This is a genomic window from Paraburkholderia sp. RAU6.4a, from assembly GCF_050435625.1.
In the GTDB taxonomy this organism is placed as follows: Bacteria; Pseudomonadota; Gammaproteobacteria; order Burkholderiales; family Burkholderiaceae; genus Paraburkholderia; species Paraburkholderia tuberum.
In genome coordinates, this window is sequence record NZ_JBNDKQ010000002.1 from 2,511,776 (window position 1) to 2,525,718 (window position 13,943).

Below are 13,943 nucleotides of genomic sequence, written 5' to 3' on the forward strand. Positions count from 1 at the left end.
CATGAATTACTGGATGTGGCGCCTGCGTGCGGCGCTGCCGTGGCTGGTGGTCGCCGTTTTGTCGGTGGCGGCCGTGACGCTCGCGTTACTGCCGGCCGCCTGGATTACGCCGCAGTTCGCGCGGCAAACGCACGGGCACGTCAATCTCGTCGACGCCGAGGGCTCGCTGTGGCACGGCTCGGCGACCCTGATGCTGGCCGCCGGCGCCGATATGAGCGCGGCGACGCTGCTGCCTGGTCGGATCGAATGGCGCACGGCGTTCTGGCCGCTTTTCACCGGACGCGTGCGCATGGTCATGCGCCATAGCGAGGCGATGCCCGACCCGGTCACGGTCGAAGCGACGCCGCGCGGCGCAACCGTCACGCCGGGCGTGCTCGCGGTGCCGGCGTCGCTGCTCGCGGGGCTTGGCGCGCCATTCAACACGCTCGATCTGCAGGGCAACGTGCAGCTGTCGTGGTCCGAGTGGCGCAGTTTCAACGGCGAAGCGTTCGGCCAGCTGACGATGACGCTCGACGACGTCAGCTCCCGGGTGTCGCTCGTGAAGCCGCTCGGGTCGTACCGGGTCAGGTTTCAGGCGCAGGGCACGTCGTCGGCGCTCGATCTGAGCACGATCAAGGGTCCGTTGACGCTGACCGGCAGCGGCACGGTGTCGGCCGCATCGACGTCGTTTCATGGCACGGCGAGCGCCGCGCCGGAACAGCACGATAACCTCGCCGGCCTGCTGAATCTGCTTGGCCGGCCTAGCGGGCCGGATACGGTGGCGCTGACGTTCGTGCACTGAGTTGGGGCTGACGTGCGCTGATGTGTGCCGAGGCGCGTGTTTCGCGCGCGTGGCGCGATGAAAAAAGAGGCATGGCCGCGAGTTGCGACCATGCCTCTTCTGTTTGTGCGCCCAGCATGGGCGCACTCCTGCGGGTGCAAGTCCCGCCATAAGCTGGTCACAGCGAATGAAGTGAAGCGCAACTGCACGAGGGCGACCGGGTGTGGGGAGGAAGCGCGGAGCGTAAATCGTGAGCCGATGAACAAGAACTGCATAGAAGGCGCTGCTGAGCAGGGCGAGCGGGCAAACGGCCGCGAAGCTCTTGTGACCAAGGCGATGCGGCGTAGATGCGGCGGTTGTGCGATGAAGGAGTGCGTTCTTACCTGGGGAGATCTCGCCTCATGCCTGAAAGGGCGACGGTGCTGAACCGGAGCGAGAAGTCAGCAGAGGCCGTAATAGCTGGAAGGCGTGGCCGGGAAGGCTAAAGCCGCCAGCGAAGGGCCGAACGAGTAGGAGGGCCGAAGGCCGTGGTGCTCGGACGTGCAATGCATCCGAATTCCGCGAAGGCGGAGCGCGACGAAAGGAGGCGTGGTGAAGCCGCGCCGGAAGCGTCGCGTGATGAAGCACGGGCGGCGCACGATGAAGCCGGAAGCCTGGGGCGAGACGACCTGCTTGCGCAGGCGTTCGCGAGAGCGAATCTGGTGATGGCGTGGAAACGCGTCAAAGCCAATCGCGGCAGTGCAGGGGTGGATGGGAGGTCGATCGCTGAGACGGCGGCATATCTCAAGACGCACTGGCCCTGGATACGGGAAGCGTTACTGGATGGCAGCTACCGGCCCGAGCCGGTGAGGCGCGTGCAGATACCGAAGCCCGGGGGCGGGATGCGAGAACTGGGGATACCGACGGTGACGGACCGGCTGATCCAGCAAGCCCTGCTGCAAGTCCTGCAACCCATCATTGACCCTACGTTCTCCGAACACAGTTATGGCTTCCGGCCGGGGCGTCGGGCGCGTGACGCGGTGCTGATGGCACAGCGGCATGTGCAGGACGGCTATCGGGTGGTGGTCGATGTGGATCTGGAGAAGTTCTTCGACCGGGTCAATCACGACATCCTGATGGAACGCCTATCGAGGCGGATCGGCGACAAGGCGGTATTGCGTCTGATCCGGCATTACCTTGCGGCCGGAATCATGGATGGCGGCGTGCTCCGCGAGCGATACGAGGGTACGCCGCAAGGCGGGCCACTCTCGCCGCTGCTGGCCAATGTGTTGCTGGACGAGGTGGATCGGGCGTTAGAGAAGCGTGGCCACCGCTTCGTGCGCTACGCCGACGACTGCAACGTGTACGTGCGCAGCCGGAGGTCGGGCGAACGGGTGCTGGAGGGCCTGTGCAGGCTCTATGCACGACTCCATCTGAAGGTCAACGAGGCCAAGACAGCGGTCGCGCCAGCATCCCGGCGCAAGTTCCTGGGCTACACGCTGTGGCACGGGAAAGGCCGGCAGGTGAAATGCGCGGTAGCTGGCAAGGCCTTGGCGAACTTCAAACAACGCATCCGGGAACTGACACGCCGTTCGTGCGGGCGCAGCCTGCCGGAGGTGGCGGAGCGAATGCGGGCGTATATGCTGGGCTGGAAGGCGTACTTTAATCTGGCCCAGACGCCGCGGGTGTTCCGTGAACTCGACGAATGGATCAGGCACCGTCTGCGTGCGCTGCAGCTCAAGCACTGGCGCCGGGGCAAGACAATGTATCGGGAGTTGCGAGCGCTGGGTGCTTCGGAATCAGAGGCCAGGCTGGTGGCGGCGAACAGCCGTCGCTGGTGGCACAACAGCTACCTGTTGCTGAACCGGGCCATGCCAGTTGCTTACTTCGACCGTCTTGGCGTACCCCGCCTCTCATGACCTCAACTGCTCGAACCGCCCGGTGCGGACCCGCATGCCGGGTGGTGTGGGAGGGGATCGGTCAGGCTAACTGACCGCCCCTATCCCGATCGTGGCGTTGCTGCGCGGCGAGCACAGCGGACATTATTTGCTCTGCACCCGCGCTTGCAGCGCGTCTGTGCCCGACGCGGTGCTCTGTGCGATGGACGGCGCGCCGACTGACGTGGCCGCAGCCCTCGGCGCCGATGCCGGCAGCGGCGCGGGCGCCGCGACATCGCCGGTCTCGCGATTCATCTGCGACGCGTCCCAGCCGCCGCCGAGCGCCTTCACGAGCCCCACCGACGACACCATCCGCTGCCCGGCGATATTCTCGAGTTTCTGTTCGGCCGTGAAAGCCGTGGTCTGCGCGGTCAGCACATTGACGAAGCCGACCGTACCCGCCTTGTACTCGTTCGTCACGATGGCGAGCGCCTGGCGAGCCGAGTCGACCGCCTGCCGCTGCACGACGATTTCCTGTTCGAGGATGCGCAGCGACGCGAGGTTGTCCTCGACGTCCTGGAACGCGGCGAGCACCGTCTGCCGATAGGTCGCGACATCCGCGTCATAGGTGGCACGCGCGGCCTCGGTTTGCGCTTTGCGCAGGCCGGCGTCGAAGATCGTCCCGGCCAGTTGCGGGCCGAGCGTCCAGAAGCGCGACGGCAACGTCAACAATTGCGAGAACACCGAGTTCTCGAAGCCGCCGGTCGCCGACAGCGTCAGCGACGGGAAGAAGGCGGCGATCGCCACGCCGATCTGCTCGTTCGCCGCCGCGGCCTTGCGTTCCGCCGATGCGATATCCGGCCTGCGTTCGAGCAGCGCGGAGGGCATCTGCGCAGGGACGGCGGGCGGCGTCGCGGTGAGCGGCATCGGCGGCAGGGAGAACATCGACGCGGGCACGCCGACCAGCACCGCGATCGCGTGCTCGTCCTGCGCGCGCTGGATGCCGTTGTCGATCGCGGCGGCCTGCGCCGATTGCAGCTGCGTTTGCGCCTGGATCACGTCCGAGCGCGCGGCGACGCCGGCCGCGTACTGATTCTGCGTGAGTTGCAGCGAGCGTTGATAGGCGATCACGGTGTCGTCGAGCAGCTTCTGCGTGGAGTCGAGCGCGCGCAGCAGGAAGTAGGTCTGCGCGAGCGTGGCCTGGGCGGACAGGCGCGCGTTCGCGAGGTCGGCGGCCGCGCCCTGCTGGCCGGCTTTCTGCGCGTTGACCGAGCGCGTGACCGAGCCCCACAGGTCGGGCTCCCAGCTCGCCGTCATCTGCACGTTGAAGCTGTTGGTGATGCCCTCGCGACTGGTCGCCGTAGTCGCATTGCCACTGGTTTGCGTGCCGTTGCCCGAGCGCGTCGCGCCCGCCGACGCACCGATCGTCGGGAAGTACGCTGCCCGCGCTTCGCCGACGAGCGCGCGCGCCTGCCGGTAGCTCGCGGCGAATTGCGCGATGGTCTGGTTCGCGGTGTTGAGCTTGGCTTCGAGTTCGTTGAGCTTCGGGTCTTCGTAGATCGCCCACCAGTCGCCGCGGTCGTGTTGATCGGCGGGTTCGGCGACTTTCCAGCCGGGCGCGGCTTCCTTGAACGACGCGGGGATCTCGGTGGCCGGCCGCTGATAGTTCGGACCGACCGCGCAGGCGGCCAGGAGCGTCGCGCAGGCCGCGCTCACGGCAAGGGACAGGACGCGCGGAGCAAGCGCCCGCGACATTCGATCAGACTGCATGCAATGAATTCCTTCTGGACGCCGCAATGCGGCCGGGAATGGCGCCACCGGCCGGGCGAGATCGTGGTCTGCCGGAATGTTAGCGTATGAGCCCGCGCGAGCGCGGGAAACTGAAAGCCGAAAGGTTAATGCGAGGCGGTGCGCAGGTGTGTTACTTGCGGTGACGCGCTGGTTACGCGTTGTTACCGGCGGCGCGAGGGGCTGCGGGTTCGCGGTGGTTCAGACGGCGAGACGAAGCGAAACTGTGTGCCGAAAAGCGCGCTGCGAACCGGTGCAGCTTCAGAGCCGCGATTCCGTGGATTGGGTCTGCTGGCGTTGACGCTGACACGCGAGCTTGCCAGCGGAGGCCCGGCACGACGCACCGCCAGGCGCGAGGCAAGCGTTACCGCTGTTGGCCGTCGCGGGGACGACGTTTCCCGCCTTTATCACGAAGCTTTCCTTCGGCAGCACGATCTCGCTGGATTCCTCGCCCACAACGCTGCCTTTGCTCGCCCGCTTCGTCCCCCTTCGATGCTCGGCCCACGCGAGCAACGCGACACCCACCGACCCACCCGGCAGCACGAACAGTCCCGCAAACAGCGCGAGCTTCCACCAGCGGTGTCGGCCCTGGAAGGTATGGAGTGCGGAATCGGTCAGTGAGCGGCTGAGGCCGCCAAGCGTGTTTTTGAGGTACAGCATCGGGGAAATCCTTTGGCGCGCGTCGCGAGGCGGGCGGCGTGCGGTCGATCGGTCAGAACATGGTCTCGAATGGCGCAGGACGCGCGAAACTCATTGCTTGTCATAATATTGACTATGCAATCAAATTTCAAGATACTGTGCGGCGCAATTGATTCGACTGTTGTATTTCGGTTGGCCTCGTTGCGCACCGCAAAATGCGATTTGACTTGTCTGCTTAGGCAGCTAAACTTCGTCTTGCCTGGATGTTGCGGATACCCCATGACTGATGGCCCCTACAAAGCGGACGAGGTCGAGCTCACGAGCAGTCTCGGCTACTACCTGACGAAAGCGCGCAACGTGCTGGTCGAGCGCACGGACCGTGCGGTCAAGCCGCTCGGGCTCACCGCGCAGCAGATCGGCGTGATTCTGATGCTGTCGTCGCGGCGCGCGAGCACGCCATTCGAGCTGTCGCGCGCGATGTCGTACGACAGCGGCTCGATGACGCGTCTGCTCGACCGGCTGGAAAAGAAGGGCTTCGTCGTGCGCACCCGCAGCAGCGACGACCGACGCATGGTGAAACTTGAGCTGACGCAGCAGGGCCACGAGGCCGCGCGCCAGTTGCCGAACCTCGGCGCAACTGTGCTGAACGACCAGTTGCGCGGCTTTACCGCCGAGGAGCACGCGACGCTGATTCACCTGCTCGCCCGTTTCATCGCAAACGGTCCCGAGGCAGACGCCGACGTGGGTTGCGGACCGGCGCCACCGCCGGGCGAGCCGCCGGGATGAGCCGAAGCATGCGTCAAACAACGGTCGTCGTCGGATGGCGGCGGCGCGTCATCACGAAGTACTAGCAGGACAATCACGAGGCGCTTTTCCAAGGCGTCATTGTCATCAGATATCTGTCTGGGCAGAGGGTGATGCGGCATGCAAGCATGGTATCTGAAACACCCGATAAGGCTGCCGCGACAAGCTTTCGCCGCCTGAGGAGAACAAACCTATGGATGCCACGGCTTCCAACGCCACGCTGCCCGCAGCAGAACTCGCCCCGCTCCAGGGCGGCACGCTCGCGCTGCTGACCGTCGGCCTTGCGCTCGGCACCTTCATGGAGGTGCTCGACACCTCGATCGCGAACGTCGCGGTGCCGACCATTTCCGGCAGCCTCGGCGTCGCCGCAAGCCAGGGCACCTGGGTGATCTCGTCGTACTCGGTCGCCTCGGCGATCGCTGTGCCGCTGACCGGCTGGCTCGCGCGACGCGTCGGCGAGGTACGACTCTTCACGCTGTCCGTGCTGCTGTTCACGATCGCGTCGGCGGCCTGCGGTTTCGCGCACAACTTCGAATCGCTGATCGCATTCCGGCTCGTGCAAGGGCTCGTGTCCGGGCCGATGGTGCCGCTGTCGCAGACGATCCTGATGCGCTCCTACCCGCCCGCCAAACGTGGACTCGCGCTCGGCTTATGGGCGATGACCGTGATCTGCGCGCCGATCTTCGGCCCGGTGATGGGCGGCTACATCACCGATAACTTCACGTGGCCGTGGATCTTCTACATCAACGTGCCGATCGGCCTGTTCTCGGCGTTCTGCGCGTATCTGCTGCTGCGTGGCCGCGAGACGCAGACGACGCGCCAGCGCATCGACGCGGTGGGCCTCGTGCTGCTCGTGACCGGCGTGTCGTGTCTGCAGATGATGCTCGACCTCGGCAAGGACCGCGACTGGTTCAACTCGACGTTCATCGTGGCGCTCGCCGTGATCGCGCTCGTGTCGATCGCGTTCCTGCTCGTGTGGGAGTTGACCGAGAAGGAGCCGATCGTCGACCTGTCGCTGTTCAAGGATCGCAACTTCGCGCTCGGCGTCGTGATCGTCTCGTTCGGCTTCATGGCGTTCTTCGGCTCGGTGGTGATCTTCCCGCTATGGCTGCAAACGGTGATGGGCTATACGGCCGGCCTCGCGGGTCTCGCCACGGCACCGGTCGGATTGCTCGCGCTGTTTCTGTCGCCGATGATCGGCAAGAACATGCATCGGCTGAATCTGCGCATGGTCGCGAGCTTCGCGTTCATCGTGTTCGCGATCGTATCGATCTGGAACTCGACGTTCACGCTCGACGTACCGTTCGGCCACGTGATCCTGCCGCGGCTCGTGCAGGGGATCGGCGTCGCCTGCTTCTTCGTGCCGATGACGACGATCACGCTGTCGAGCGTGTCCGACGAGCGTCTTGCAAGCGCGTCGGGTTTGTCGAACTTTTTCCGCACGTTGTCGGGCGCGATCGGCACCGCGATCAGCACGACGTTCTGGGAAAACGACACGATCTATCACCACGCGATGCTTGCAGATACGGTCAGCACGTATTCGGCGAACACCAACGCCTATACGAATGCGCTGGCGGGCGTCGGGCTCTCCGGCGACAGCCTGACCGCGCAGCTGAACCAGGTGGTGACGAGTCAGGCGTACATGATGGCCACCAACGACTTCTTCCGCATCTCGGGCGCGGCGTTTATCGTGCTGGCGGTGCTCGTGTGGATCACGAAGCCGCGCAAAGGCGCCGGGCCTTCATTAGGACACTGAAGCAAACGCGCGGCAGCGGCGAACGCATCGCCGCTGCGGCCACCGCTCGATCTATTGCGACATCGCCTCGCCATTCGGCAGCCTGGTCGTGTTACGGGGCGTCGTCTCCGGATGCGTCGCATCGGGCGCGTTCTGCGATGGCGTCGCGCTGCCTTGCGGCGCGCTGGCGGCTGTGCCCGTGGTGCCTCTCACATACTGCTTGAAATCCGCACCGGCTTCCCACGGATTCGGCTTGCAGCCGAGCGAGCTGTCGCAATGCGCCGAAAAGCCGATCGTGGTAGTGCCATCGGGACCTGCGGCGCGCGTGATCTCAAACGCGAGCGCGCGCTTGCCGCCGTCCGGGCCGGCGGTCTGGATCAGCGAGTCGTTAGCGGTCTCGATCTTGTACTTCGAATGACTCGCGACCCACGTTTGCGCCCGTTGCCACCAGAGGTCGCATTCGGCCTTGTTCGAACACGTCAACGGCCTGGTCGCGATCTGCATGACATCGGGATCGACCTGACCCTGGGTCGAGCATGCCGTCGTCGCCAAGAGACACAGCGCGGCCAACAGAGCTTTGTTCTTCACGTCGATACCTCCCTGTGGAGCATGTCATAAGATTTTGGACTACCCCATCGAAGCGGTGTTTCACCCAGATCAGAGAATCGCGACGTCGCGCGGAGTATTTGCCGATTCCGCGGACGCCTGAAGAGCGCAATCCGTAGAGGTTACCTGCGCGTTACTCGGGGCAAAGAAAAAGCGGCCACGTGGGCCGCTTGAAGCACTTCCGGGATGCTGTGGTCCGAACGCTCAGACGCTGAAGCGATTGAGCGTATAGGCCCGATACGCAGCGACGAACGCATCGAACGAACCAACCTCGTCGCGTTCGAGCTTCGCCTGTTCGTCGAGCGATCGCACCGCGAGGTCGGCAAACGCCTTGGACTGCGCGGCATCGAGCGGACGCGCACGGAAGTACGCGGCGTGCGCTTCGCTTTGCGCGAGGCCGAACGCGAGGAAGCTTTGCTGCTGGTCGCGCATCGTTTGCAGCACGCGCGCCGATGGCGTCAGCGACACGTCCGCGAGCTTCGCGCGTTGCGCGGCGACCGCGCGCGCGTGTTCGTCGCCGCCCTTCAGGCTGTCGAGCACGGCCGCCGCGGCGTCGATTTTCACGAGCAGTTCGTCGGCCCAGTCGATCATCGCGACCGGCTTGCCGTCGCGAACCAGTTCGAGGCCTGGCTTGCGACCTTCCATCGTCACGCGGCCGAAGTTCTGGTTCGCTTCGGTGTACGCGGGCGGAGGCAGGGGCGCGCTGTCGTCGAGCGCGCACACGAGCAGGTACGCGTCGAGAAAGCGCGACGTTTCGAGCGAAATGCCGGCCGGCTCGAACGGATCGATGTCCATGCAACGCACTTCGACGTATTGCACGCCGCGCGCGGCGAGCGCATGCAACGGCCGCTCACCCGGATACGTGACGCGCTTCGGACGGATCGTCGAATAGAACTCGTTTTCGATCTGCAGCACGTTGGTGTTGATCTGCACCCACTCGCCGTCGCGTTGCGTGCCGATCTGCTCGTAGGCGGGATACGGGCGGCTCACGGCTTTCGCGAGCGCGTCGAGATAGCCGGGCAGCGTGTCGTAGTCGGCGTGCAGCGCGGCTTGCGCGGCCGTGTTCGAATAGCCGAGATCGCTCATGCGCAGGCTGGTCGCGTACGGGCGGTACAGCGTGTCGGCGTCGAACGTCTCGAGCGTGTGTTTGCGATCGCGGAGAAAGCGCCGATCGAGCGCCGGCGACGCGCCGAACAGATACATCAGCAGCCAGTTCGTGCGGCGGAAATTGCGGATCAGCGCGAGGTAGCGGTCGGACTGGAAGTCGACGGCGTTCGCGGTGGATTGCTGATCGGCGTGCAGCAGGCGCCACACGTCTTCGCTCAGCGAATAGTTGTAGTGGATGCCCGCGATGCACTGCATCGTGCGGCCATAGCGCAGCGCGAGGCCGACGCGGTACACGTACTTCAGCTTGCCGATGTTCGAGGTGCCGTAGTGCGCGATCGGAATGCCATCGTCGGTGGCGGGCAACAGTCCCGGCATCGAGTTGTTCCACAGGATCTCGTCGCCGAGCTCCGCGTAGACGAAGCGATGCAGCACGTCGAGTTGCGCGAGGGTTTCGGCGGCGTCCTGCTCAGCCGGCGTGATCAGCTCGAGCAGCGCCTCGGAGTAGTCGGTCGTCAGCGACGGGTGCGTGAGCGCCGAGCCGAGCCCGCGCGGATGCGGCGTCATCGCGAGCTGGCCGTTGCGCGTCACGCGCAGGCTTTCCCTTTCGATGCCGCGCAGGCCGCGTATCAGCACATCGCGCTGCGGGCTCGAGTCGAGCACGGACAGGCGGTGCGAAAGCGCGTCGGTCGTGCAGGAAGGTGTGGTGTTTGGCATTGATGCAAGTTGGGCGTTGCCGGTCGCCGTGTATCGCCAGACGATTCACAGACGGTATAGCGGCTGACAACGTTCGGCGGAATTTTCAGTAGCGGGCACTTTAACATCTCGCCAGAACCGCTGCTTGCGGCCACTTCGGCGGAGTTTCAGCGAGCACGTCGAGGTCGCGCTGAACTACGCCATCGGCATCGGCACGTTGCGACGACGCTCAGCTCATCCCCCGCGCGCAGCGCCCGCCCGATCCGCCACCTCGTTCCACAGATGCATCGCGGCATACGCGCGATACGGCCGCCACGCGTCGGTGCGGCCGCGCTGCTGCGCGGGCCGTACGAGCGAAGGATCGCGCGCGCAGATCGATTGCATCAGCACGAGATCCGCCTCGGGCCATGCATCGGGATCGCGCCATGCACGCATCGCGACGTATTCGACGGTCCAGGGGCCGATGCCCGCGAGCGCGAGCAATGCGGCACGCAGGCTCGCGGCATCGACGGTGTCGCTGCTGTCGAGCGGCACGTCGCCGCTCGCGACCGCACGCGCGAAGCCCTGCAACGCGGCGACGCGTTTGCCCGGCATGCCGATCTGCGCGAGATCGACTTCGGCGAGCGCGGCCGGCGTCGGAAAACGCCACGCGGTGTTTTCGTGCGGATGCCCGTCGATGCGTTCGCCCGCTCGCTGCACGAGCCGTCCGATGATGGTCGTCGCGGCCTTCACGCTGACCTGCTGACCGACGATCGCGCGCACCACCAGTTCGAAGCCGGACCACGCGCCCGGCACGCGCAGGCCGGGCACCGCGGCGACGAGCGGCGCGAGCCACGGGTCCGCCGCGAGTCCGGCGGCGATCTTCTTTGGATCGGCGCGCAGATCGAACATTCTTGCGATTGGCGCGGCGAGTGCATCGGCGTGGCGGCTCGCCGGCCCTTCGATGCTCGCGACGATGCAGCGCTTGCGCGGATGCAGCCGCACGCTGAGTGTGCCGCCGTCGCCGTTCCAGTCGATCGCGCGACGATACGCGCCGTCCTCGACGGCTTCGACGCCAGGCGTCGCGCGGCCGCTGAAAAAGCGCAGCAGCCGCGGCCAGTCGAACGGTGCCTTGAACGGCAATTCGAGAATTGCAACCTCGTGAAGCGTGCTCAAGCGGCGTGATCCAGTTGGGAGTTGTGGGAGTCGGCATCTGTGCGGCTTGCGTCGCGGCGGAGCGCGTCGCTGGCTGCAACGCCGCCTGCGTGCTGCGCCTCATTGTCGAGCAACGCGGCCTTGCGCGGCAGCCCCCAGCGATAGCCGGCGAGCGCCCCGCCCTTCTGCACGACGCGATGGCAAGGAATCGCGAGCGCGACCGGGTTGGTCGCGCATGCGCTCGCGACGGCGCGCACCGCCCGCGGCGAGCCGACCGCCTCGGCGATCTGCGAATAGCTGCGTGTCTCGCCGTACGGGATCCGCCGCAGCGCATCCCACACGCGCTGCTTGAATGCGGTCGACGCGATATCGAGCGGCAACTCGAAGTCCTGGCGCGTGCCGCGCAGATACGCGTCGATCTGTGCGATGAACGGCGCGAGCCGGCCGGCGTCTTCGCGCAGCTCGGCATTCGCGAACTCGCCGCGCAATTCGTCGATCAGCAGCGCGGTGTCGTCGCCGAAACCGATCTTGCAGATGCCCTTGTCAGTCGCGGCGACCAGCACGAAGCCGAGCGAGGTCGGCGCGCTCGCATAGCGCACCGTCAGGCCCGCGCCCTTGCGGCGATACGCGGACGGCGCCATGCCGAGCTCGGCCGGCGCGCTGTCGTACATTCGCGACGGCGAGCCGAAACCGGCGTCGAGCGTCGCGCGCGTAACGTCGGCGCCGCCCTGCAGCGCATCGCGCAACGCGGCGCCGCGCTGCGCGGCCTGGTATTGACGCGGCGAGACGCCGACCACGCGCTTGAACAGGCGCTGCAAATGGAACGGGCTCACGTGCACGGCATCGCTCAGTTGCGCGAGCGTGAGGCGCTGCTGCGGATCGGCGTCGAGCGCTGCGCACGCCCTGGCGACGATGTCGAGCTCGCGCGGCAGACCGCCGGGCTGGCAGCGCTTGCAATCGCGAAAGCCCGCGGCGCGCGCGGCGGCGGCATCGGTGAAGAAAGCGACGTTTTCGCGGCGCGGCTGGCGCGACGCGCACGACGGCCGGCAGAACACGCCGGTCGTCCTGACCGCGTAGAAGAATGCGCCGTCGGCATCGCGGTCGCGGTGGGTGACGGCGTCCCAGCGTTCGTCGTCGGTGCGCCACTGGGTGGTGTCGAGGTCGGCGGCGGTGCGCATGGGGACGGAATGGCGAGTGGTGGCGTTCATGATGTCCTGGGGCCCGGATGGGCAGGCAGTGTCGATGCTCATCAATCTAGGCCCGAACGCTACACAGTACGCGCCGGATCTTGCTCTGTCATTCGGACGCGCTTGTCCGTACCCGTAGTGGGGTCAAACCCGGCAAATCGCAATCCGAAGCGCCTTGGAATGCCCTGCGGCCGGATGTTTTGCCTCAAACTGCGGCAATTTCGCACGATATCGGGTTTTCCCTTAAAAAGTTATTGCGTCGCACCAAGCCGATGTGTATATTAGTGCTTGTCTCCTCCATGTCTCCTCCTGATATGGATTCAGCCCGCTCCACTTGAGCGGGCTTTTTTTTGCCTGCGGTTTTTGTCCGCGCCTGGTTTGCATTTGGTCCGGTTCGCCCACGACTTCCCGCCGATCCACCCCGCCCTTTCCTTTCTCCTACACTTCCTAATCGGTTCTCCGAACTAGCGAAAGGGCGTTCGACATGAAAATCCACATTCGCGAGATCGACCACGTCGTGATCCGGGCGACGCAGGTCGAAACCCTCGCGCGCTTTTACTGCGACGTACTCGGTTGCAGTGTTGAAAAGGAGCAGCGCGAACTCGGCCTCACGCAACTGCGCGCGGGCCGATCGCTGATCGATCTGCTGCAGGTCGGCGCGAAGCTCGATCGCGCGGAAAACGGCGCGGCGGGCACGGGGCGCAACATGGACCACCTGTGTCTGCGCGTCGAGTCGTTCGACGCCGACGCGTTGAAGGCGCATTTGAGCGCGCATGGCGCGCGGCTCGGCGAACAGGGAGTGCGTTATGGCGCGGACGGCTTCGGGCCGTCGCTGTATCTGTTCGACCCGGAGGGCAATATGGTCGAGCTGAAGGGGCCGCCGGAAGCGGCACGGGTCACGTCGCTCTGAATGCGAGAACGAAGCGGCGCAAAAACTGGTTCAGACCTGAGCCGTCACGCATCGGCGGGGGCCTTCAGTACGGTCCAGTCGATCTTCACCGCATCGGCTTCGGCGCTGCCGAGCCATGCTTCGCCGTCCTGCACCGTGCATTGCAGCCGCATCGTGCGTTCGGCAAGCGAGCCGAGCGATGCCGCGACGTCTTCGCCGAGTGTCCAGACCGTCACGTTGCGCAGGCGCTCGACCTTGTTGCGCACGCCCTGCCACCAGATTTCCGAAGTACGCCCGCCATACGCGATCACGACCACGTGATTCGCCCGCCCGCTCGCCTTGGCGATGCGGCGCTCATCGGGCTGGCCGACCTCGATCCACGTGTCGATCGCGCCGGTCAGATCCTTCGCCCACAGATCCGGTTCGTCGACATCCGACAAACCTTTGCAGAACTCCAGCCGTTCCTGCGCGAACAGCGCGAACGCGGCGACGCGGACCATCATCCGTTCGTCGGTTTCGGAGGGGTGACGGGCGATCGTCAGCGAATGGTCGGCGTAATAGTGCCGGTCCATGTCAGCGATCTGCAGTTCCGCCTTGTATATCGTCGATTTGAGAGCCATGCCGTTGCTAAACCAGGCGCTCGCTCCACCGGAGCGCAGCGAAAATGAATCGTCGACGGCGCGTTGCCGTTTCTTGTGTTTGCTGTACATCGTATGTTCCTCCCGCGCCGTCAGCCGGTGCCTAT

The 13,943-nt window shown here is 65.6% G+C and carries 12 protein-coding genes; 5 read left to right on the forward strand and 7 right to left on the reverse strand.

The features are described from left to right. The first annotated feature begins 1 nt into the window (after position 1). Together OKW40_RS16445 and ltrA are read left to right on the forward strand one after the other, a co-directional pair. Positions 2-781 carry a type II secretion system protein N gene (locus OKW40_RS16445; protein ID WP_429490527.1) on the forward strand — a complete coding sequence of 260 codons (780 nt, stop codon included), beginning with the start codon at positions 2-4 and terminating at the stop codon, positions 779-781. 506 nt (positions 782-1,287) lie between these two features. After that, positions 1,288-2,658 carry a group II intron reverse transcriptase/maturase gene (gene ltrA / locus OKW40_RS16450; RefSeq protein ID WP_429490198.1) on the forward strand — a complete coding sequence of 457 codons (1,371 nt, stop codon included), beginning with the start codon at positions 1,288-1,290 and terminating at the stop codon, positions 2,656-2,658. Between the two features lie 123 nt (positions 2,659-2,781). Here ltrA and OKW40_RS16455 read toward each other — a convergent pair whose 3' ends face one another. Then, positions 2,782-4,386 carry an efflux transporter outer membrane subunit gene (locus tag OKW40_RS16455; protein WP_429407914.1) on the reverse strand — a complete coding sequence of 535 codons (1,605 nt, stop codon included), beginning with the start codon at positions 4,384-4,386 and terminating at the stop codon, positions 2,782-2,784. 279 nt (positions 4,387-4,665) lie between these two features. Continuing rightward, entirely contained in the window at positions 4,666-5,064 is a 399-nt protein-coding gene (locus tag OKW40_RS16460; protein ID WP_429407912.1) for a hypothetical protein, read from the reverse strand. A 258-nt stretch (positions 5,065-5,322) separates the two neighbouring features. Between OKW40_RS16460 and OKW40_RS16465 the strand changes: the two genes are divergently transcribed. Both OKW40_RS16465 and OKW40_RS16470 read left to right on the forward strand, forming a co-directional pair. Next, positions 5,323-5,829 carry a MarR family winged helix-turn-helix transcriptional regulator gene (locus OKW40_RS16465; RefSeq protein ID WP_429407910.1) on the forward strand — a complete coding sequence of 169 codons (507 nt, stop codon included), beginning with the start codon at positions 5,323-5,325 and terminating at the stop codon, positions 5,827-5,829. Between the two features lie 211 nt (positions 5,830-6,040). Further along, positions 6,041-7,603 (forward strand): DHA2 family efflux MFS transporter permease subunit, encoded by a 1,563-nt coding sequence (locus tag OKW40_RS16470; RefSeq protein WP_184060974.1) that lies wholly within the window; start codon positions 6,041-6,043, stop codon positions 7,601-7,603. Positions 7,604-7,654: 51 nt separating this feature from the next. Here OKW40_RS16470 and OKW40_RS16475 read toward each other — a convergent pair whose 3' ends face one another. The 4 genes from OKW40_RS16475 to ada form a co-directional block, all read right to left on the reverse strand. Beyond that, positions 7,655-8,170: a hypothetical protein gene (locus OKW40_RS16475; protein ID WP_184060973.1), complete on the reverse strand. Its 516-nt coding sequence runs from the start codon at positions 8,168-8,170 to the stop codon at positions 7,655-7,657. Positions 8,171-8,392: 222 nt separating this feature from the next. Beyond that, positions 8,393-10,009, reverse strand: coding sequence for a glutamate--cysteine ligase (gene gshA / locus OKW40_RS16480; RefSeq protein ID WP_184060972.1), 1,617 nt, complete (start codon positions 10,007-10,009; stop codon positions 8,393-8,395). A gap of 213 nt (positions 10,010-10,222) precedes the next feature. Next, on the reverse strand, positions 10,223-11,143 hold the full coding sequence (locus tag OKW40_RS16485; RefSeq protein ID WP_429490530.1) for a DNA-3-methyladenine glycosylase family protein: 921 nt from the start codon (positions 11,141-11,143) through the stop codon (positions 10,223-10,225). Then, positions 11,140-12,330: a bifunctional DNA-binding transcriptional regulator/O6-methylguanine-DNA methyltransferase Ada gene (gene ada / locus OKW40_RS16490; protein ID WP_429490532.1), complete on the reverse strand. Its 1,191-nt coding sequence runs from the start codon at positions 12,328-12,330 to the stop codon at positions 11,140-11,142. The genes OKW40_RS16485 and ada overlap by 4 nt, the downstream gene beginning before the upstream one ends. A 463-nt stretch (positions 12,331-12,793) precedes the next feature. Here ada and OKW40_RS16495 point away from each other — a divergent pair, with 463 nt between their 5' ends. Continuing rightward, complete coding sequence (locus tag OKW40_RS16495; RefSeq protein ID WP_184060970.1) at positions 12,794-13,219, forward strand: VOC family protein; 426 nt, start codon at positions 12,794-12,796, stop codon at positions 13,217-13,219. Positions 13,220-13,263: 44 nt separating this feature from the next. On the opposite strand, the gene OKW40_RS16500 is transcribed toward OKW40_RS16495, so the two are convergent. Continuing rightward, a complete protein-coding gene (locus OKW40_RS16500) occupies positions 13,264-13,818 on the reverse strand; it encodes a YaeQ family protein (protein WP_026228986.1) in 555 nt (184 codons plus the stop codon). Positions 13,819-13,943 lie beyond the last annotated feature (125 nt).

Bases quoted from the DNA above. Each gene is read 5' to 3' on its own strand.
- OKW40_RS16460 (WP_429407912.1), bottom strand. From the start codon at position 5,064: ATGCTGTACCTCAAAAACACGCTTGGCGGCCTCAGCCGCTCACTGACC.
- OKW40_RS16455 (WP_429407914.1), bottom strand. From the start codon at position 4,386: ATGCAGTCTGATCGAATGTCGCGGGCGCTTGCTCCGCGCGTCCTGTCC.
- gshA (WP_184060972.1), bottom strand. From the start codon at position 10,009: ATGCCAAACACCACACCTTCCTGCACGACCGACGCGCTTTCGCACCGC.
- OKW40_RS16495 (WP_184060970.1), top strand. From the start codon at position 12,794: ATGAAAATCCACATTCGCGAGATCGACCACGTCGTGATCCGGGCGACG.
- OKW40_RS16470 (WP_184060974.1), top strand. From the start codon at position 6,041: ATGGATGCCACGGCTTCCAACGCCACGCTGCCCGCAGCAGAACTCGCC.
- ada (WP_429490532.1), bottom strand. From the start codon at position 12,330: ATGAACGCCACCACTCGCCATTCCGTCCCCATGCGCACCGCCGCCGAC.
- OKW40_RS16445 (WP_429490527.1), top strand. From the start codon at position 2: ATGAATTACTGGATGTGGCGCCTGCGTGCGGCGCTGCCGTGGCTGGTG.
- OKW40_RS16500 (WP_026228986.1), bottom strand. From the start codon at position 13,818: ATGGCTCTCAAATCGACGATATACAAGGCGGAACTGCAGATCGCTGAC.
- OKW40_RS16465 (WP_429407910.1), top strand. From the start codon at position 5,323: ATGACTGATGGCCCCTACAAAGCGGACGAGGTCGAGCTCACGAGCAGT.